This is a genomic window from Nocardia sp. NPDC059154, assembly GCF_042755705.1.
In the GTDB taxonomy this organism is placed as follows: domain Bacteria; phylum Actinomycetota; class Actinomycetes; order Mycobacteriales; family Mycobacteriaceae; genus Nocardia.
The window spans coordinates 1-18469 of record NZ_JBHZCS010000048.1 but is presented as its reverse complement, the minus strand read 5'-3'; the positions used below and the strand labels follow the sequence as shown (position 1 = coordinate 18469).

The window sequence follows — 18469 nt, the reverse complement described above, 5'->3', positions numbered from 1 at the left end:
GATGAGTAAACCAAGAAATCAAGATTTTCTGCGGGGCACGGATGAACAGCAGGCCCGCGTTGTCGGCATTGCTGCGATCGTCGTCATCGTGCTCGTGGCCGCGGTGGTCGCGGGAATGGTGTGGGTTCGCCCCCGCGTCGAGAAGCCGGCCGGGCTGCCGCTGAGCCTGGATGTCCCGTTTGTCGCACCGGGAGTCGGCAAGGGCACGAAGGTGATCCTGCACGGTGCCGAGGTCGGTGAGATCAGCGATCTGGTGAAGACGGGTAGCGGATCGGTGCACATGAGCTTGCGCCTGGATCCGGGCCAGTTGCAGGGGGTGACCGACTCCTTCGATGTCGACTTCCGCCCGGCGAACTATTTCGGTATCACCGCGGTCAACCTGGTCACCCGTGCCGGTGGTAACCGCCTGGCGGCGGGGGAGGTCTTGAACCGGATGCCGGCCGGGGACTTCACCATGTCGACGATGCTGGAGAAGGGGTCGATCGCTGTCGACGGCACCCTGACCCAGTCCATGATCACGGCGCTGGACAAGATCATCCGCTATACCGACGGCCTGACTCCGATGATCCGGACCGGTGTCGTGTTCGCCGACCGGGTAGCGAAAACGCAAAAGGCCATGCCGACCGAATTGATGGGTCGGGCCAACGACATCCTCGAGGTAATGCCGGCATTCAGCCAGCAGACGATCGACATGTTGTACAGCACTTTCACCACCGACTACAACAAGCGGCCCGACGGCTCCCTCGGAGCGGACGACGCAACGTTCACCGACATGGACAAGGCGATGCAGCTGGTGGCGAGCGATCTGTTCTCGGCTGTGGGACATCTGCTCGCTTCGCACGGCACCGAACTCACACCGGTGACCCAGCTGGTCCAAGCGCTCACCGACGCCGTTCCGCACATGCTCGACGGTGGTGCGATGGCGGGCAAGCTCTCGACGCTGGTCGATCGCTACAACCAGGCCTTCAGCGCCGGGCCCGACGGTACGAAGACCCTGAACCTGCGGATCGTGCTGGATGATCTGCCGATGCTGCAAGCGCCGCTGGCGCTGACCGGTTTGCCGCAGGTTCCGGGGCAGGAGGGCACGCGATGAGCCCGAGAGTGAAGTTCATTGCCACAGTGATCAAGCTGGGTGGCGCCGCCGTGGTAGCGGTGTTGCTGTTCGTGATCGTCTTCAATGCGATCACGAATCCGGTGAAGGACGCGAAGCGTACATTTACCGCGGAATTCACGGATGTGTCGGGACTGCATGTCGACGGTGATATCCGCACCAAGGGCGTGCAGATCGGCAAAGTGAAGTCGATCGACCTGATCCGCCGGGACGGACGCAGCATCGCCGAGGTCGGCTTCTCGCTGCAGCAGCCGTACCAGCTCACCGACGACACGGTCCTCGCGGTCAAGTACCAGAACCTGACCGGCATCCGGTATGTCGACCTCGCGGCGCCGGCTCAGCCCGGCAAGCCGGTCGACCGCTTGAGTACGGCGCAGACCCGGGCTTCGTTCGATATCACGCAGCTGTTCAACGGGCTGCAGCCGGTGCTGAGCACCATGAGCACCGACGAGGTCAACGCCTTCACCCAGAATGCGATCTCGTTGCTGCAGGGTGATGGCGGCGGACTTGCGCCGATGTTGGACAGTACCCAGAAACTCGCGGATCTGGCGCGCGATCGCCAGCAGGTGATCTCGACGTTGACGGCCAACCTGTCGCGGATCTCGGACTCGATGGGTGGCAGGTCGCCGCAGGTCATGGAGTTCATGCACTCGCTGGAGATTCCGATCGACCAGGCGATGACGATCCTGGACAAATTCCAGGGCACCGCAGTGTTCGGTCCGGAATTCATGGCCCCGGTCGACCGATTGATCAAAGAACTCGGCCTCAACGGCGAGTTCAATGTCGACGATCTGCTTCAGCACGCGTTCTCCTCGATGCCGGCCGCGGCCGACGCATTGCGGCTGCTGCCGGTGACATTCGCCGGATTGCAGCTGCCCCAGATGTCGGCGCCGGGACAAGGTGCCGCGGGGTGCAGCAAAGGTGTCGCGAAGCTCCCGACGGATGTCAAGGTTTTGCTCAACGGCAGTGAGGTTGTGGTATGCACCGCAAATTGAGGAAGCGACCGGCCGCCGGTGGTGTGATGAGGATGCTGGGCCACATCCGGCACAGCCAGGTACTGGTCGGATCGGCAGTCGTCCTGGTCGCGGTGATCGCATTGGTGGCGGCGGGGCTGCTGTACACGCATCCGCTCGGTCAGAAGACGATCAGGTTCGAAACGACCGATGCCTCCTCGATCGCCGTCGGTGAGGGCGTGCGGGTTGCGGGTATCTCCGTCGGCAAGGTGACGAAGGTGTCGATCCGGCCGGCCACGGTCCAGGTGGAGGCCGAGGTCTCCAACGACACCTTCATCGGGGAGAACTCCAGCGTGGAGGTGCGCATGCTGACCCCGGTCGGCGGTTATGCCGTCACCGTGACTCCGGCAGGTAACGCCTCCCTCGGCGATAAGATTATTCCGGTCGACCACGTCAGCGTTCCCTACTCGATCGGCGACGTGCTGCAGGCCGCGCCCCATGTGACCGACAAGGTCGACGGCAGTACCGTCGACGCGAATGTCGATCAGGTCGCCCAGGCCCTGCAGCGCAATTCGTCTTCGGTCGGCTCGATTATCGCCGGAATGAACAGCATCGCGACCGTGATGGATCAGCAGCGGGAGCAGATCCGCACGATCACGGATTTGGCTTCGGAATATCTGCAGTCCTTCAACGGTAGCCGCGAGTGGGTATTCGAGCTGCTCCAGAAGGTCGAGACGGTGATGTCCACCTACAACAACACGCATGTCGGGTTCAACGAGGCCTATCGACTGCTCGGCGATGTTCTGTACCGCGTCGGGCCCATCGGGGATTTCTATCTCGAGCACAAGGATCTCGTGAAGGGCGCCGTCGATAAGTTGCGGGCCGCCATCGGTGACTTCCAGACGACGCTGGGTCCGGCCCTGGACAAGTTGGCAGGGCTGCGGGATCGACTGCAGACGTGGCTGGGGCCCGACGGGCTGGCGACCATCGCCGGAGGATCGGTATTGGCCTCGGGAATCTGTGTTCCCATTCCAGGGCGGGCGTGCTGAGATGAAGAAGAATCGCAAAGTAATTCTCGCGACTGCTGTCGTGGTCGGCGTCGCAGCCACCGCGGCCGTGGGATTCGCCGCGACCGGTGACGGCGGTTCGGGCGGGGGATCGGGCTTCTGCGCGGATATGCCCGACGCAGTGGGTGTGTACGCGGGCAACCCGGTCACCCAAATGGGATTCCAGGTGGGGCGCGTCGAGCACATCGAGCCGAAGGGCGACCATGTGCAGGTCAGCTTCGCCCTCGACTCGGGTCGTTCGTATCCGGCAGACGTGAAGGTGGTGACGCGATCGAAATCCCTGCTGGCCGACCGCAGCCTGGAGCTCGTCGGTAACTACAAGGAGGGTCCGCAATTGACCGCGGGCCAGTGCATTCCGGTGTCGCGAGCCTTTACACCCAAGAGTATTTCCGAGATCGCCGGATCGGCCGCTGATTTCATCGACGCGTTGTCTCCGCGTGACGGTAAAAACAGTTTCCAGCAGGCCATAGCGGGCTTCGACGCGGCGATGCACGGCAACGGAGAATTGTCCGACCAAATGATGCAGCACGCCTCCGAGGCAATGTCCAGCCCGAATCAGTTCGTCGCCGATATCGGCTCGATCATCACGAATATGGCGCCACTGTCCGATGAGGCCCTCCAGAAGTGGTCGACCATAAAGTCGATTCTCGACCAGGCGCCGTCGGTCGTGGCCGCCGGTACCCAGCTGTGGCCCGAAACCACCCAGGTGGCCCATGGCGTCGGCTGGCTGACCGCGGTCCTGTACGACATCCAGACCAACTATGGAGACCTGCTCTGGCCGTTGATGAATGGCGGCGTCTCCGACGTCATTCATTTGGCCGCGACGCGGTCGAAGGACATCGCGAGTCTGCTGGAGTCCATTCCGTCGGTCGCCGCCGTCCTTCGGCAGCAGTCACAGAGCCCGGGCGGACTCGCGGTGAGCTATCAGCCGCCGACCGTCGAGCTCGATTCGCCCGACGCAACGCAGGTGTGTGACGTGCTCAATCGCATGAGCGCCGACAGCTGCGCGTCGGCCGATGGGCACGTTCGCGTGCCGGCGACGCAGCTGCTGGACCTGGTTCTCGCGAAGGGGAAGTAGATGATGAAACTGTCGACCAGGCTGAGGGCGGGTGTGGGCGCACTGGCGCTGTGCTGCAGTGTCGGGGTGACGAGCGCGTGTTCGCTGGGGCCCAACGATCTGCCGTCGGTGCGCGGTGGCATCGGTGACGCGTACAGCGTCACGGTGCAGTTCGCCAGCGTGATGAACCTGCCCACCGGTGCCGACGTCATGATGGACGGCCTGCGGGTGGGCGAGGTACACGACGTCGATGCGTCGAAACAGACTGTCGCGGTCGGAGTCCGGCTGAAGGCGGGCACCAAGGTGCCCGCCGATATCCGGGCGGTCATCCGCCAGGACACCCTGCTCGGCGACACCTATCTCGCCTTGGAACACGACCCGAATACCGCCGTCACCGGCTATCTCCAGCCGGGAGGGACCGTCCCGGTGAGCCGGACGACCTCCCCGCCGCAGCTCGAGGACACCATGGCGGTGCTGGCCTACTTCGTCAACGGCGGCAGCATCCAGAAGGTCGAAGACGCGATGAGCAAGATCAACCGGGTGATGCCCGACTTGCCCGACGTGCGGAACATGGCGTCGGTGGTGGCCGGCGATCTGCACGACCTGTCCAGCAACACCGGTGAAATCGACCGTATCCTCGATGGATTCAACGCCACAGCGGTCGCGGTCGACGACAAGGGCAGTGTCCTGTCCACAATGTTTTCCGAGCCCGCCGCCAGCTACTGGCGGCAACTTGCAGGCAAGATGCTCGGCCATGTGTCGGTGCTGCTGCCCGCGGTCGGCAGCGTCTTCGAGGGCGGCATCTGGATGGTTCCGATGCTGAATTCACTCGCCGATACCGGTGGTGACATCAGGGACATCTACGACGTCGCCTCCTCCGACAAGCTCACCAGCTTCCTACGCGACACGCTGCTGCCCTACATCCAGCACCCCTCGGTCAATATTCGCTCTGTCGAATCGGCCAATGGTGACCAGGTGATCGGCGATGTCGAGAATGTCCTGCGCATGCTGGGAGCCGTGAAATGATCTTCACCCGAACACGTCTGTCCGTGGCCGGTATGGCGGCCCTGGCCGTGGCATCGTTCCTCTACATGGACCACCTCGGCCTGCAGACCGGCGTGGCCGAACACGTCCGCACAGCCAGCATGGCGGTAACCGACACCAACGGTCTGGTCGTCGGATCCCGAGTGCTGCTGCGCGGTGTACCGGTCGGTCAGGTCACCGGCATCTCCTCCTCCGCCGATCACGTATCGATCTCCATGAAGTACGACAACGGCTACCAGATCCCGGTCGACAGCCGCTTCCGGGTGGACAACCTCTCGGCATTGGGTGAGGCGTACGTGGCGGTGTCACCGGCCTCCGAGTCGGGCCCCTACCTGGGTGAGAATGCCACCATCGCGCCCGCGCACGTGGTCGTGCCCACCACCTTCAAGGAACTCTCGGAGCGGCTGACCCGGATGCTCGAGCAGATCGATCCGGACAAAATCAAGGACATCTTCCACGAGATGGACCTCGCCCTCCCCGACGACACCCGAGTCCTCGGAAACCTGAACCACGCCGGCGAATTGCTGGCCACCATGATCACCAACCAGTCCGACAACCTCACCACACTGTTCAACACCCTGCAGCCGCTGCTGCTGCAGAGTTCGGCGGTGCCCGCAGATCTGGCGAACACGACCCCCTCTCTCGGCCCGTTCGGCACCGTGCTCCACGATTTCATCAACGAGATGCGGTGGGCCCAGTTCAAAGGGCCTTTGACCGTCGGTATTACAGACGGCGTGAGCCCGTTCCTCAAGAGTCTGCAGGGCTTCCTGGACAAGAACGCGGACGACCTGCACACCCTGGGCGTCGATCTACTGCCCGGGGTTCGAGCCGGCGCCGCGGCAATGGCGACGGTGAATGTGGGCCAGCTCCTCGACAACGCGTTGGCCGCCACGGATTCCGGCGACAGCGTCGCCGTGCACCTCCACCTCCCAGGAAAGTAAACCGACGTCGGATCACCTGTGGGATATCGATCGGCCCCGTCAGTAGTAAGGCAGGAAAGAAATGACTCAAAAGACCGCAGTATTGGAAGAAGACACCGATACCGCTGACGGCACCGAAGCGCGCCGCGACAACAGCCGATCCGCGGTCCTCGGCGCTGCCGCCCGCCGCGGCCGCCACATCGGCGATTCCGCAATCAGGCTGAAGACGATCGTGTCCGCGGTACTGATAGCAGCGGTGGTCCTCGCCGGGGGCGTGCTCGGGTGGCAGCTGCACACGAAATCGAACGACCTCGATCAACTGCACGCCCACCTGGCCAGCGAGGCACACGCCGAGCAGGTCGCCCTCGACTACGCCACCGCCGCCGCCCAGATGGACTTCCACGATCTGGCGGCCTGGCGGGCCCGTCTGACCAAGGGCACCAGCCCCGAGCTGTCGAACAGACTCACCCAGGCCGCGTCGTCGATGGAACAGATCATCTCGCCACTGCAGTGGGTTTCGACAGCCACACCGGTCGCAGCCAAGGTCACCTCGGAAACCAACGGCGCCTACTCGGTCGAATGCTTCGTCAGCGTGCTGACCAAGAACAGCCAGGCACCCGACGGCATCCAATCCACCGCTACCTACAAGCTGACCGTCGACAGCCGAAACAACTCGATGATCACCGATATCGGCGGTATCGACTCGGCTCTCGCGCCCAAGAATGCGCCCAAATGATTTGATCGGACAACCGAATCTCCTTGCTGCGATCCTCTCGCATCGTCGCGGCAAGGCCGAGCACCTTGGGACCGGACTCCATGGCGATCACACCCGCCGGTCCCAAGGTGCCACTTTCCTCTGTTCGGCACCATCAGCGGTCGTCAGCGCCGGCCCTCGGGCACGGCTGTCGTCGTAGTTGCTGTGGGCGTGCTGGGGTGGCCAGCTGCACGCGAAGAACGCCGACCTGGATCGCCTGCATCGCGCGGCGGCGGATCAGGCGCATGCGGAGCAGGTGGCCTTGGCCAGCCGTAACAACTGGTTGATCACCGACATCCATGGCATAGATTCGGCGCTGGAAGCGCAGAGCCCGCCGAAGTAACAATCGGTCGAGCCGGCTGTACCCAGCCCGCGTGCTGGTCCCAGGGTGGCGGATGCATACACCGCTCGATCCCGGCCGGCCTGTCGCCAGGACCTCATGCCAGACTCTGCCGTTTGCCCGCGCGGCTGTCCAGAACTGAACGTTCACGCTCGCGTGGTTGCTGGATGCCCGCGATGACATACTTGCACATCTCGCGGACCAGGCGGTCTTTGTCGGGGTGCTCGGCACCGGCGGGAAACAGCAGATCGTCGAGGATGCCCATCGCCATGACGAGCGCGATAGTGCACGATGCGACCATTTCGAGGTCGACGTGGCCGAATCCGCGGGACTCCGCCTCGATGGCGGTGAACTCGGTCAGCCGTCGGATGCCTTCGGTGAGTGCGCTCGCCTCGTCGATGTCGACGTCCTCGAACCGGTTCGCTGCGGCGAGGGCGAATATCAGGTCGCGGTGGGCCAGCACGAAATCGTACAGGCGGGTGACGAACCGGGTGATCATCTCTTCATTGGGTAGTGGCTCTCCGAGATGCTCCCAGTCGTCGAGAAATTCCTCGATGAATCCCCGGTACGGCACTCGCACGGCCTCTTCGAACAGCATCGACTTGGCGCTGAAGTAGCGATAGAGCAGTCCCTCGCTGACCGCGGCGTCCTGGGCGACGTCGCGCATGCTGGTGCCGTGGTACCCCTTCGCCCCGAAGAGCCTTCGGGCGCTGTCCAGTATGGCGTTCCGGGCCTCGCCCCGGGGGTGCTGCGGTTGTGCGTTGGCGGGCATGGTCCCAGTGAAGCAGACGCTCAGCATGTCGTGCTGCCGTCAATCCTCCGGTACGGCGTGAAAATTGAGATTCATCGTCTTGTTTTGTCTGCCGTGTGATGAGTATCATGTGGAGACTATCTCTACATCGGTGCCGGCCCGCGATTCGGTCAGCGGAAGCCATGCGGCCGGACAAAGCACATGTCCGTTAGGAGCTATCACGTGAATGCGATCAAACATGCCGGCGTCCGGGCGGCAGCCGCCGGTGAGGAGGAGCGTCGGTCCGTCGGACCAGCCAAGAGCAAACCCGTGCTGATCTGGGCGAGCTTGGGCGCGTTGCTGATTGCCTTGGAAGCATGGATCCTCATCCGCTGGATTACCGGCCCGTACTTCGTGCGTGTCGAGCCGGGGCCATCGCAGCCTCCCGGGTGGATGAAAGCGTGCTTGATCGGCTGGCAGGTCGCCTCCATTCCGATGGCCCTGGGCTTGGTCGGCTGGTTCATCGTCCGGCCGTGGCTGCGTGAGCGTCGTGTCGGTGTCGACGGGATCCTGGTCGCCGCGTTCTGCACCGTGGGGTTCCAGGATCCGTTGTCGTCCTATGGTGGGCACTGGTTCACCTACAACACGTGGATGTGGAACCGTGGTTCGTGGGTGAACAGCATCCCGGGGTGGCAGTCGTTCGGCGCGCCGGGGCACATGCTGACCGAGCCCGTGCTCTTCAGTTGGCCCGCCTACGTCTACATTTTCACGATCGTGATGCTGCTCGGCTGCGCCTTCATGCGGAAGATGCGCCGGTGGTTCCCGCGGATCAGCAATGTCGGCCTGGTGGCGAGCTGTTTCGCCTTCATGTTCGTGTTCGACGTAATCCTCGAGGGCCTGATCTGGATGCCTATGGGGACCTTCAACTACGCCGGCGGCCATTGGGGAATCTTCGCCGACACCTACCATAAATACCCCTTGCATGAAGGTCTCACCATCGGCGCGACGTTCACCGCGGTGGCGTGCATCAGGTTTTTCGTCAACGACCGCGGTCAGAGCATCGCCGAGCGTGGTATCGATGAGGTTCGTGGCGGGCAGTTCAAGAAGTTCGTGCTTCGTGTGCTGGCCATGATCGTCGTCGTCCAGGGCGCGATGTTCGTCGGCTACAACGTGACGAACTATTTCGTGGGAACGCATTCGACGGAATGGCCGCAGGATGTCCAGAAGCGCTCGTACTTCACCAGCGGTATCTGTGGTGAGGGCACGGACCGCGCCTGCCCGGGTCCGTCGGTTCCGTTGAACAAGCCGACCACCGGACACGTGGACACGAACGGACACTATGTCCCGCCGAGCAATGCGACGGTTCCGCCGGTGGTGCCGTTCGAGCGGTAATCGCATCCCGGAGATGGGTTGTCGTGGCGGTCGAGCACCGATCCATGGCAACCCATCTTTGCTGAGCACCCGAGACGCGGTATCTATCGCTCCCAACCAACCAGTTTGTGAGTAGTTGGTGTCCTCTCCTCGCTTGGAGCTCGGCGCGCGCCGCTCACAGTCGACCAGCAGCGCTACTCGTTGTCGCCTGGTCGATCGGCCTCGCGCCCAGAAGCCTCCGGGTGCACCGCCCGCTGATCATGTACGGCCGCGGAACAGAGACCTGCCGAGGTTTCGTGCGGCCGTTTCGCCGGTCACGATGCTGCCGTTGACCGACTGCATGCCCCGATAGTCGCCGGCGAGCTGCACCGGGTCGGCCGGGTCGAGCAGGCGGTCGAGCTCCGCGATCGTTCGGTGGCTGCCGGGGACGGCCCTCAGCGCGGCTGGGTTCCAGCGGTCCACCTGGGTGAATTCGACGTGCCCGCCGATGCCGGGCTCTATCCGCTCCAGATCCTTCAAGGCCTGCGCGACGAGCTGCTCGTCCGTCCAGTCCCAACGCGGCGTGACCCACTCGTGGTACAGCAGCACCCCGATCAGCCCCTTGCCCTCCGGCGCCGATCCGGGCGACAGCTGGTGCTCGTAGCTGATCGTGGCGAGCGACCCGAGCTGCCCCGTCCCAGCGACGGTCAGCACCGACCGGGTGGTCGGCCGGCGGCTCAGGGCGAACCGGATCGAGACGTAATTCGCCGGCTCCAGGGCGTCCCCCAACAACCGGCCCACCGAAGGGTCGAGTTCCGGGAAGATTGCCGCGACCTGCGGCGCCGGAACCGTGAGCACGACGCCGTCGACACGCTCGGTCCGTGGGCCGTCGGGGCCTTCCCACGCAACCACGGCGCCACGCCCGTCACGGGTGACGGCCGTTACGCGGGACGAGGTCTGCACGTCGAGGCGGTCCGCGAGCGCGCGCGCAAAGAAGTCCAACCCGCCGCGGTACCCGAGCAGCCCGCCGAGCAGCACCTTCCAGATCGTGAACCACAATGCCAGCACCGACAGGCTCGGGCCGTCGACGACGTAGATTCCGCCCAGCACCGGCCCGAGCAGGTGGTCACGGATCTCCGCGTCGAGCTTGCGGTCGCAGTAGGCGCCGACCGACTCGGTATCCAGCAGCGAGCTCAGGTCGACCCGATCGTAGCCGACCTTGGAGCGCGACCGGAGCAGGTCGACCAGCGTCCTCAGCAGCCGGAGCTTGCTGCGCGGCGACAACAGCGGTGTCCGCACGAAGTCGACGATCGCGCCGAGGCCTGCGGCACGCAACTCGTGCACCCTTTCGTCCCGCACCACGCCGATCACCGCCGGCGGGGCCACGAGCCGGTCGCCGACACCGGCCTCCTCCGCGAGGGCCCGCATCGCGGCATAGGAGCCGGCGAGCACTGTGGCGCCGGTGTTGAGCACGAACCCGTCCCGGCGGATCGACGCCGTTTTACCACCGACATGGTCGTCGGCCTCCAGCACCGTGACCATGCATCCCTGCTGCTGCAGCCGGAAGGCGGCCGACAGTCCCGCGACCCCGGCACCGACCACTACGACCCGCGGGCGGCTCATGACGCGTCGGCCTCCGACAGCGCTTTGGCCCCCAGGCCCAGACAGACCAGCGAACCAGCGCCGAACAGCACTGCGCTGAGCAGCGAGATCCGACCCTGGCGCCGTGCGACGGCGACCGCGACGAGGTCGGCGACGTCGCACGCGGCCGCGACCCGAAGCATCCGCTGGCCACCGGCACCGGAGACGAGCGGACCGACGGCCAGCGCGATGTCTCGGGTCCCGCCCAGACGGAGGAACAGGTCCGCGCTGTCGTCGGACGACGTGTCCATCCCGAACAGCTTCGCGGCAGTCGTCGGCATCAGCCAAGCGCTGGCACCGATCGCCGATCGGGTCGCAGCCAGAGCGATCACAGCAGAAAAAGGCACAACAGGATTCCTCTGTTCAGGTTTTCAGGTCATTGACAATCGCGACCGAGGAAGTTCGTCGCCACTGCGCGTGTACCAGCACTGGATGGCCTTCCTATGCGGTAGCGCTGCGCTGGGGCTGAGCTACGCGAGTGGCGATCAGATCTCATGGCCCAGCGCCCAGCCGTGGAGCAAGACCACACACGGTCCATCCCCAACGTCCTGCACGTGCAGCCGAACGCAGGGTTCGACCTCTTTCCTCGACATATCGGCCGCACCCTCCGTCCGTCACCGTCGGTCATCGCGGCTGTTCCCCGCTCGGCGGCGGTATTCCCCGGTCCGCTCGTACCCGGTCCGGTCCCGACTGACCGGAAAAGATCCGCCATCAGGCAGTCGTCTTCGCTCGCCGGGAAAATTGCGCGGTCACGCGGGCGGCCGCTTCTTTACCGCTCACGAGTGCACCGTTGAGCCCGGGGATTCTGTCCATGTCGCTGGCAAACTGGACGCGAGAGGTGGGGTCGACAAGCTGGCGGAACTCGGCGATTCGGCGGAATCTGCCCTTGTCGATCGTGGGCACCGATTCGGCCCAGCGCACCACGGCGTGTTCTTCGACTTCGCCCGGCAACCCGCCGTAGTACTTCTTCACGCTCTCGAGTGCCCGGTCGAGGATGTCCTCGTCGGGCAGGTGGTCGGTGCGATTGAGGTATTCGTGGGAGAGCAGCACGGTGATCAGGCCCTTCCCGTCAGGTGCCCTACCAGGTGCCTTGTTGTGGTCAGCAACTATCGAGACTGTGTCAGGATCGTCCTGCACTGGGATCAAGCAAAACGTCGCTGAATCCCGTGGCCGTTCCGAGAAGCCGATGACGATGCTGCCCAGACGGCGGTAGCGATTGGTCTCGTAAAGGCCGCGGTGGTTGTCGTCCATCTGCGGGTACATGTCCAGCGCCGGTTCGGCGGTAGTAGCAATGACGCAGGTGTCGAAGGTCTCGGTTTGTTGACGCACGCCCGGGCTCTCAAACGTCACAGATACCGAGGTGTTTCCGTTGGTGACGTTGACAACCCGGTGCTCGAGCCGTGTGTCGACAAATGTCGACAGATGCTGCGGCAGCTTGGCCACACCGGAGGTGAGGTTGTAGACGTGCGAGACCAACATGTTCCGCACAGTCCAGTGCAACAGCGCCACCGAGGTTTCGTTGTCGTCAGCGACCCACGTGCCACTGACCAGCGGACGCGCCAGGTACTGCAGCAACTCTTCATTCAGTGCGCGCCGGCCGTACTCGCGCACGGTCTCGTTGTCGATTTTGGCCAGTTCGTCGTAGGTGTCGTAGCCCAGGCCCTTGCGGTAGCGCACGACATCTGCGATCAGGCGAGTCGCCTTGAGCTTGCCCAGCGGCGAGATCGCCCGCGTGGTAAGGCCTGCGCGGAGCAGCTTGGTCAGATCGAGGTGGTGCAGCACGCCGTTGCGCGGTAGACCCATCACAGCGGGTGTATCAACGAATTCGTTGGTCAACCCAACCTCGTGGATCATGGCGATCGCGTCGCGATAGGTGCCGAGATAGACCGCGGTCCCCAGGTCCATCAGGAAGTCGCCCTTGCGGATGGTCCAGATCCGCCCGCCGACACGGTCACCTGACTCGAACACGGTCACCTTGAAACCGGCTTTGTACAGTTGGTATGCGGCGGCCATGCCGGCGATCCCGCCGCCGATCACCGCAGCGGTGCCGTGCTCGTTCATTGCTGCCTTTCAGGTAGAAGCTCGGGTCGGTCGAGTCCGGACGCAAATTGCGTACTCGAGCCGGGCAATTGAATGCGGCTAGGACCGCAGCGTGCTCGTTGCACGACCTATGTCGATTTGCCGCTGCGGTAGACATTTGGCCGGACGGACCACAATGCCGTCCGGCTGGCTGATAGGAGCGCGAACGATCGTTCACTCAACACATGACGACCGTAACAGAGATACCTGTTGCTGAACAGACTTCTGTCTGTATTCAGACAGATATGCTGCTGAGTGGGCGTCCGACAACTCTCCTCGGCCCTGGCCGGTGGTGGGTTGTCGACGAGTTCGGCGGCGCATGGTTCGGTGCGGCAGGCCGACGGGGGCGTACTTGTGGTCGTGATTTTCGAAATCGGTCGCTGCCGCACTCACTGCTTGGCGGGGTGCGCTCGATGATCGTCAGCAGGTCGTTGCTGGACCCCGGCGAGGGCGTACCTGCACATCGCGCGGACCAGGCGTTCCCGGCCGGGGTGGTCGGCGCCGGCCGGGAACAGTGGGTCCCCGAGGATGCCCATCGCCATGACGAGACCGATGGTGCACGAGGCGAGCCGGTGGCTCCGTTCGAGCGGTGATCAGATTCCGGGGATCGCAGCGTCGGGTGAGGCGTACAGGGCGAGCAGCCGGGTGGCTGCTGCGGAGATATCGTCGGGGGAGAGCTTGGCGTCGGGGCGGTACCAGCGGGACACCCAGATGCACATTCCGAGCAGCAGTCGTGTCGTGAGCATCGGATCCGATGCCGGGAGGGCACCCGCTTCGATGGCGCCGGCCACCGTGTCGGCCCACAGCACCTCGTAGCGTTGCGTCCACTCCTGCCAGCGTGCGTAGACATCCGCCGGCAGCCCGGCCCCGCCGAAGAAGACGGGCATATAGTTCCGCATTTTCACCGCGGTGGCGATCTGCAGGCGGACGAGCCCGAAGAGTCGGTCACCAGGATCCGTGGCCTGCTCGATCAGGTCCACCGCCGCTCGATGAAGTTCATGGGTGCTGCGCTCGAAGAGAATACCGAGCAAGTGGTGTTTGGTCGGTACCGTGCGGTACAGAGTTGCACGCGAAACAGCGAGTTTCTCCGCAACACCCTCGATCGACACCGCGTCGTAGCCGCCCTCGGCGAACAGCGCGGCGGCGGCATCGGCGATCGCGGGATGGTCGATCACTCGCCGCGGCCGTCCGGGCGCACGGCGCCCGACGGTCCGCGGTGGGTCCGGCTGAGGCATCCGGCACCTTTCGATATTTAGCGCCAACTTATCTCAATAATAATGGCACATCGAAGCGGTGGTTGGCCTTATCGGAGACCGTATGTCCCCGCGATGATTTCCCGCTGGATCTCGTTGGTGCCGGCGTAGATGGTCGCTGGGATGGCACGACGCAGGTGCGCCTCCATCCCGTACTCGACGGCGTAGCCGTAGCCGCCCATGAGCTGCACGCCCTCCAGCGCGACCCGCTTGGCGGTCTCGGTGACCTTGACTTTCGCCATGGATGTCAGCCTGATGAGCTCCTGCGGTGTTCCGAGCGACCGTTCGAGGCGCACGGCGGTGTCGTAGGTGAGAGCGCGGGCCGCCTCGATCTCCAGGGCCAGATCCGCGATCCGGTGCCGGACGGCTTGGAACGAGCCGATCGGCTGACCGAATTGGTTGCGCTCCTTGAGGTATGCCAGCAGATCGTCGAAGGTGCGCTGCATCATCCCGAGTCCCTGCGCCGCGCAGACCACGCGTTCGCCGTTGAGCCCGGCCATGAGCTGGCGCCAGCCCTGACCGACCTCGCCGACCACCTGGGAGTCGGGCACGAAGACGTCGGTGAAGAACAGGTTGTTGACCTCGCGTCCACCCATTGTGTCGATGGGGTGGATGGCGAGGCCTTCGGCGTCGGCGGGGACCTGGAGCATGGTCAGGCCCTGGTGCGGGGTGTCGCCGCGGTCGGTGCGGGTGACCACGAGGATGCCCGCAGCGAACTGTGCGTCCGAGCACCAGGTCTTCTGCCCGCTGATTCGGTAGCCGCCGGGTACGCGGGTGGCTTTACACGAAATGTTGGCGGCATCCGAACCCGCTTGCGGTTCGGACACGCTGATCGACATCACCGTGCCGGAGGAGATCGCCTCGAGTGTGGCTTTCTTCTGCTCCTCGGAAGCGAACCGCTTGTAGATTCCGGCCACCGTGTGCGAAGTACCGGCGCCGTGTACCGGCGCCAGCCCGTACCACAGCTCCTCGAACAGCAGCACCTGCTCGATGATCCCGCCGCCGCTGCCGCCGTACTCCTCGGGAAGCGATACCCCGACGTATCCCGTGGCGGCGAGTTTGGCATACAGCTCGGGGCTGTGTGCCTCCCTGCCGCCCTCGGTCAAGGCGTCCAGTTGCTCGTGGCTGCCGCATTCGCGTCGGCAGAACTCGCGCACCGCTGCGGCGAATTCGAGCTGTTCCTCGGTGAATCTGGTTGATGTTGCGGCCACGTTCGCATCGCTCCTATTTGTGAGTCTTATTGTCTCAAATATATTGCCGGTAGGCCCCGTCCGTCAATCAGGGTCGAGCCGGGCGCACTGTCAGAGATAGGAGTCGATCAATACAGTCAGTGACCTTCGTGTCTCGGCGTCGTCCGACAATGGGTCGGCGATGGCGGACACGGCGGCCGCGCGCGGGGGGAGACCCGCTCGGACGAGGCGCGCCATGGCGATCAGCGCACGTGTCGAAGCGACCTCGGGTAGCCCGGCGTCGTCGAGACGGCGGATGGCCTGACCGATTCGAATGATGGCGTCGATGCCCTCGTCGTCCAGTCCGGACTCCTGCCGGAGGATCTGTCGCTCGATCTCCGCCGGCGGAAAACCGAGATCGATGGCGACCATGCGCTGGCGGGTCGACATCTTGAGGTCTTTGAGAACGCTCTGATATCCCGGGTTGTAGGAGACGACCAGCTGGAATCCCGCCGCCGCGCGCAGCTTCAGTCCGCCGAGGCGTTCGATGTTGAGTTCACGGCGATGATCGGCCAGCGAGTGCACGGCGACGATGGCGTCCTGCCGTGCCTCGACGACCTCGTCCAGGTAGCAGATCCCGCCGAAGCGGACCGCCTGCGTCAAGGGACCGTCCACCCACTCGGTACTCGAGTCCTGCAGCACATAGCGGCCCAGCAAGTCCGAGGCCGTCATGTCCTCGTGGCAGCACACGGTGAACAATGGCACGCCGAAGCGCTCGGCCATGTGCTCGACCAGCTTGGTCTTGCCGCAGCCGGTCGGCCCCTTGAGCATTACCGGGAGCCCGGATTGCCATGCGGCGGTGAATATTTCGACTTCCTCGCCGACTGGAACGTAGGAACCGGGAGTTCGCGCATGGGATCCGATGTCTGCCATCGCAATATCGGTCATAGGTCCGCCTTGATTCGGGAATTCACGTGTAAGCGTTGGAGTTTCGTCTGGCCGCGTGGAGTGCGCGCAAATGCGTCTGGTGCTGGGTGCTCGACGACGCCCGCCGCCGACCGTTGGTCCTGGTCATGGCGAGTGCATCGAGCAACATTGCACGCAGATGCCGCCGCGCGTCCGGGGCCGCGCCGACGACCCGGAACGGCGCATGGGACCAGATCTCTTCGAGCACCGCGGGATCGGTGGACGACCGGATGCCGAGTCCTATCACGCCGACCCCGTGGCGCATCGCCTCGTCGATCGCCTGGCGAGTATCGTCGCGGGCGTACTTTCCTTCATAACCGTCGTCGTAGGGAAGGCTGTCGCCGATGACGATCAAGATCATATTCCGCGACAGTGCCTGCTCGCGCAGCAGCGTGGTGCCGTGGCGGATCGCCGCGCCCAGCCGGGTGAATCCGAACGGCTGTACGGCTCGCAGTCGTCGCCGGGCCGACGCATCGAATCGCTGGGCGAAGGTCTTGACCCCGAGAAATCTGACGGAATCCTTTCCGTACGAGTAGAACCCGTAGGTCGCTACTCGGTCACCGAGCGATTCCAGACTCGCCGTCAGGTCACCCGCCAATTGTCGCTCGTGTTCGAAGACGGTGTCGTCGCCCGACCCTTGCGCGGTCGATCCCGACGCGTCCAGTAATACGAGCACGGAGAGGTCGCGTCCGGTCGGCCGCGTGTTTTCGTAGATCCGCGGCTCGGGGTGGTCCCCGAGTCGTCGGCTCGTTTCGTACTCGACGAGAGCCGACAGGTCCAGCGAGTCGCCATCCGGCTGCCGGCGGTGCCGTTGGGATTCGACACCCACGCGGGCAATCGGCCGCCTCAGCGACGGGCCGCTGCCCAGCGGGGCCGACTCGGGCAGATCTGCGTCGGCGAGGTGATGTTCGACCACGAGGCACCAATCCTCGCGGTAGGAACTCGTGGCGCTGTTCCACTCCGGATACCGGCGGCCCGCGGCCGGAGTCGATTCGAACACGACCGCCAGCACACGCTCGATCAGAGTTCGCTTGGCGCGTCCGCTGACCGGCGAGATTCGTTGTCCGGCAACGGCAAGCTCGCCGCCCCCCTGGTTCTTTTCCTCCGCGGCCCGGCGCCCCATACCCAGCAGGCGCTGGACGAGCCCCCCGAGGGGATTGTTCACCCCCGGCGCCGAGAACAACTTCAAGATCTTACTTTCTTCGGAATCTTCGGCGTCGTCTTCGGAGAGCTCGGGTTGTTCATCGATCAGAGTGCGACCTGAGAGGTCGTCCTCGGTGGGTTCGACTCCCGACAGGGCCTCATCGGCGCGCAGCAGGCGAAGCGTCTTCACGACGCCGAGCCATGCGGGCGGCTCGGGGATCCGCTCACCGCTCAGCGCGCGGCGAAGGGATTCGGCAGCGCTGATGGGCACCTTCGCGGTCCACCCCGACCGGATCCGCTCGACGGTCCGGGTGGGCAGCAGATGTTCCAGTTCGACGGCGAGTCGCGCCGATTCGAGCGCGAGGTAGCGTGCCGCAACAGCCTTGCGGTGGCGCGCCAGCCGGGCGACTGTGCTCTTACGCAGCGAATCACCCGCCAAGAGCGCGGCCTGCATGGCCACGGCGTCGCGCACGTCGGCCACCCCCGCGGCCTGATCGACGAAGATCGTCCGTCCGTCCGTGTATGTCGCGGTCCCACTCGCAATGACCGTGAGTGAACGAGACGCGATCGCCGAGGCGAGAAATCCGAAGCTCGCCACGGCGTCCGCATCCGCGGACCGGCTACCGGCATCCTCGGGTGCCGGTGTGCTGGACACGCCCTCGGGCACACTCATCTTGCTCCACATTGAAAAGGGTTGTCTCCCTTGATGACGACTGTCGGAAGCCGCGGCGGCGCCGAATCATCGGCTACAGATCGCATCCGCCTCCTGCCCAGCAAGTAGAGGCAGTCTTTACATTCTGGGGTTCAGGGTTGACTGCCGTCAAGACCGCAGCGACGAGCCAAGGCCGCTGAGGCACTGTGTCCTGAATGCGACGCCGCCCCGGGCCAGGCC

Annotated in this window: 18 protein-coding genes; 10 read left to right on the top strand and 8 right to left on the bottom strand. The window is 64.5% G+C overall.

The annotated features are described in order from the left end of the window. Position 1 precedes the first annotated feature (1 nt). The 8 genes from ACFXN1_RS33630 to ACFXN1_RS33595 all read left to right on the top strand — a co-directional run bounded on the left by ACFXN1_RS33630 (position 2) and on the right by ACFXN1_RS33595 (position 7249). Positions 2-1093, top strand: a complete 1092-nt coding sequence (locus tag ACFXN1_RS33630) for an Mce family protein (protein WP_379441431.1) — start codon at positions 2-4, stop codon at positions 1091-1093. A gap of 59 nt (positions 1094-1152) precedes the next feature. Next, positions 1153-2106: an MlaD family protein gene (locus ACFXN1_RS33625; RefSeq protein ID WP_379441460.1), complete on the top strand. Its 954-nt coding sequence runs from the start codon at positions 1153-1155 to the stop codon at positions 2104-2106. A 104-nt stretch (positions 2107-2210) separates the two neighbouring features. After that, positions 2211-3113: an MlaD family protein gene (locus ACFXN1_RS33620; RefSeq protein WP_379441429.1), complete on the top strand. Its 903-nt coding sequence runs from the start codon at positions 2211-2213 to the stop codon at positions 3111-3113. Position 3114: 1 nt separating this feature from the next. Beyond that, complete coding sequence (locus ACFXN1_RS33615; RefSeq protein ID WP_379441428.1) at positions 3115-4209, top strand: MlaD family protein; 1095 nt, start codon at positions 3115-3117, stop codon at positions 4207-4209. Further along, positions 4210-5214: an MlaD family protein gene (locus tag ACFXN1_RS33610; protein ID WP_379441427.1), complete on the top strand. Its 1005-nt coding sequence runs from the start codon at positions 4210-4212 to the stop codon at positions 5212-5214. It abuts the gene before it with no gap. Further along, on the top strand, positions 5211-6173 hold the full coding sequence (locus ACFXN1_RS33605) for an MlaD family protein (RefSeq protein WP_379441426.1): 963 nt from the start codon (positions 5211-5213) through the stop codon (positions 6171-6173). Before ACFXN1_RS33610 ends, ACFXN1_RS33605 begins: the two co-directional genes overlap by 4 nt. A gap of 61 nt (positions 6174-6234) precedes the next feature. After that, positions 6235-6888 carry a hypothetical protein gene (locus tag ACFXN1_RS33600; protein WP_379441425.1) on the top strand — a complete coding sequence of 218 codons (654 nt, stop codon included), beginning with the start codon at positions 6235-6237 and terminating at the stop codon, positions 6886-6888. A gap of 178 nt (positions 6889-7066) precedes the next feature. Beyond that, on the top strand, positions 7067-7249 hold the full coding sequence (locus ACFXN1_RS33595; RefSeq protein ID WP_379441424.1) for a hypothetical protein: 183 nt from the start codon (positions 7067-7069) through the stop codon (positions 7247-7249). A 94-nt stretch (positions 7250-7343) separates the two neighbouring features. Here the strand turns inward: ACFXN1_RS33595 and ACFXN1_RS33590 are convergent, their stop codons facing one another. Beyond that, positions 7344-8018 carry a TetR/AcrR family transcriptional regulator gene (locus ACFXN1_RS33590; protein ID WP_379441423.1) on the bottom strand — a complete coding sequence of 225 codons (675 nt, stop codon included), beginning with the start codon at positions 8016-8018 and terminating at the stop codon, positions 7344-7346. A gap of 201 nt (positions 8019-8219) precedes the next feature. Between ACFXN1_RS33590 and ACFXN1_RS33585 the strand changes: the two genes are divergently transcribed. Then, positions 8220-9368, top strand: a complete 1149-nt coding sequence (locus tag ACFXN1_RS33585; RefSeq protein ID WP_379441422.1) for a spirocyclase AveC family protein — start codon at positions 8220-8222, stop codon at positions 9366-9368. Between the two features lie 237 nt (positions 9369-9605). On the opposite strand, the gene ACFXN1_RS33580 is transcribed toward ACFXN1_RS33585, so the two are convergent. From ACFXN1_RS33580 to ACFXN1_RS33570, 3 genes are all read right to left on the bottom strand, one after another. Then, positions 9606-10949, bottom strand: coding sequence for a protoporphyrinogen/coproporphyrinogen oxidase (locus ACFXN1_RS33580; protein ID WP_379441421.1), 1344 nt, complete (start codon positions 10947-10949; stop codon positions 9606-9608). After that, on the bottom strand, positions 10946-11314 hold the full coding sequence (locus ACFXN1_RS33575; protein WP_379441420.1) for a hypothetical protein: 369 nt from the start codon (positions 11312-11314) through the stop codon (positions 10946-10948). The genes ACFXN1_RS33580 and ACFXN1_RS33575 overlap by 4 nt, the downstream gene beginning before the upstream one ends. A gap of 364 nt (positions 11315-11678) precedes the next feature. After that, on the bottom strand, positions 11679-13028 hold the full coding sequence (locus ACFXN1_RS33570) for a protoporphyrinogen/coproporphyrinogen oxidase (protein WP_379441419.1): 1350 nt from the start codon (positions 13026-13028) through the stop codon (positions 11679-11681). A gap of 431 nt (positions 13029-13459) precedes the next feature. Here ACFXN1_RS33570 and ACFXN1_RS33565 point away from each other — a divergent pair, with 431 nt between their 5' ends. Then, on the top strand, positions 13460-13639 hold the full coding sequence (locus tag ACFXN1_RS33565) for a hypothetical protein (RefSeq protein WP_379441418.1): 180 nt from the start codon (positions 13460-13462) through the stop codon (positions 13637-13639). Here the strand turns inward: ACFXN1_RS33565 and ACFXN1_RS33560 are convergent, their stop codons facing one another. The 4 genes from ACFXN1_RS33560 to ACFXN1_RS33545 all read right to left on the bottom strand — a co-directional run bounded on the left by ACFXN1_RS33560 (position 13640) and on the right by ACFXN1_RS33545 (position 18250). Beyond that, a complete protein-coding gene (locus ACFXN1_RS33560) occupies positions 13640-14221 on the bottom strand; it encodes a TetR family transcriptional regulator (protein WP_379441417.1) in 582 nt (193 codons plus the stop codon). 128 nt (positions 14222-14349) lie between these two features. After that, positions 14350-15510 carry an acyl-CoA dehydrogenase family protein gene (locus ACFXN1_RS33555; protein WP_379441416.1) on the bottom strand — a complete coding sequence of 387 codons (1161 nt, stop codon included), beginning with the start codon at positions 15508-15510 and terminating at the stop codon, positions 14350-14352. Positions 15511-15600: 90 nt separating this feature from the next. Continuing rightward, on the bottom strand, positions 15601-16416 hold the full coding sequence (locus ACFXN1_RS33550; protein ID WP_379441414.1) for a CbbQ/NirQ/NorQ/GpvN family protein: 816 nt from the start codon (positions 16414-16416) through the stop codon (positions 15601-15603). Positions 16417-16438: 22 nt separating this feature from the next. After that, entirely contained in the window at positions 16439-18250 is a 1812-nt protein-coding gene (locus ACFXN1_RS33545) for a nitric oxide reductase activation protein NorD (protein ID WP_379441413.1), read from the bottom strand. Positions 18251-18469 lie beyond the last annotated feature (219 nt).

Excerpts from the sequence above, each read along its gene's own strand:
- ACFXN1_RS33630 (WP_379441431.1), top strand. The coding sequence starts at position 2 with ATGAGTAAACCAAGAAATCAAGATTTTCTGCGGGGCACGGATGAACAG.
- ACFXN1_RS33615 (WP_379441428.1), top strand. The coding sequence starts at position 3,115 with ATGAAGAAGAATCGCAAAGTAATTCTCGCGACTGCTGTCGTGGTCGGC.
- ACFXN1_RS33610 (WP_379441427.1), top strand. The coding sequence starts at position 4,210 with ATGATGAAACTGTCGACCAGGCTGAGGGCGGGTGTGGGCGCACTGGCG.
- ACFXN1_RS33605 (WP_379441426.1), top strand. The coding sequence starts at position 5,211 with ATGATCTTCACCCGAACACGTCTGTCCGTGGCCGGTATGGCGGCCCTG.
- ACFXN1_RS33600 (WP_379441425.1), top strand. The coding sequence starts at position 6,235 with ATGACTCAAAAGACCGCAGTATTGGAAGAAGACACCGATACCGCTGAC.
- ACFXN1_RS33590 (WP_379441423.1), bottom strand. The coding sequence starts at position 8,018 with ATGCCCGCCAACGCACAACCGCAGCACCCCCGGGGCGAGGCCCGGAAC.
- ACFXN1_RS33580 (WP_379441421.1), bottom strand. The coding sequence starts at position 10,949 with ATGAGCCGCCCGCGGGTCGTAGTGGTCGGTGCCGGGGTCGCGGGACTG.
- ACFXN1_RS33570 (WP_379441419.1), bottom strand. The coding sequence starts at position 13,028 with ATGAACGAGCACGGCACCGCTGCGGTGATCGGCGGCGGGATCGCCGGC.
- ACFXN1_RS33565 (WP_379441418.1), top strand. The coding sequence starts at position 13,460 with ATGATCGTCAGCAGGTCGTTGCTGGACCCCGGCGAGGGCGTACCTGCA.
- ACFXN1_RS33550 (WP_379441414.1), bottom strand. The coding sequence starts at position 16,416 with ATGACCGATATTGCGATGGCAGACATCGGATCCCATGCGCGAACTCCC.
- ACFXN1_RS33545 (WP_379441413.1), bottom strand. The coding sequence starts at position 18,250 with ATGAGTGTGCCCGAGGGCGTGTCCAGCACACCGGCACCCGAGGATGCC.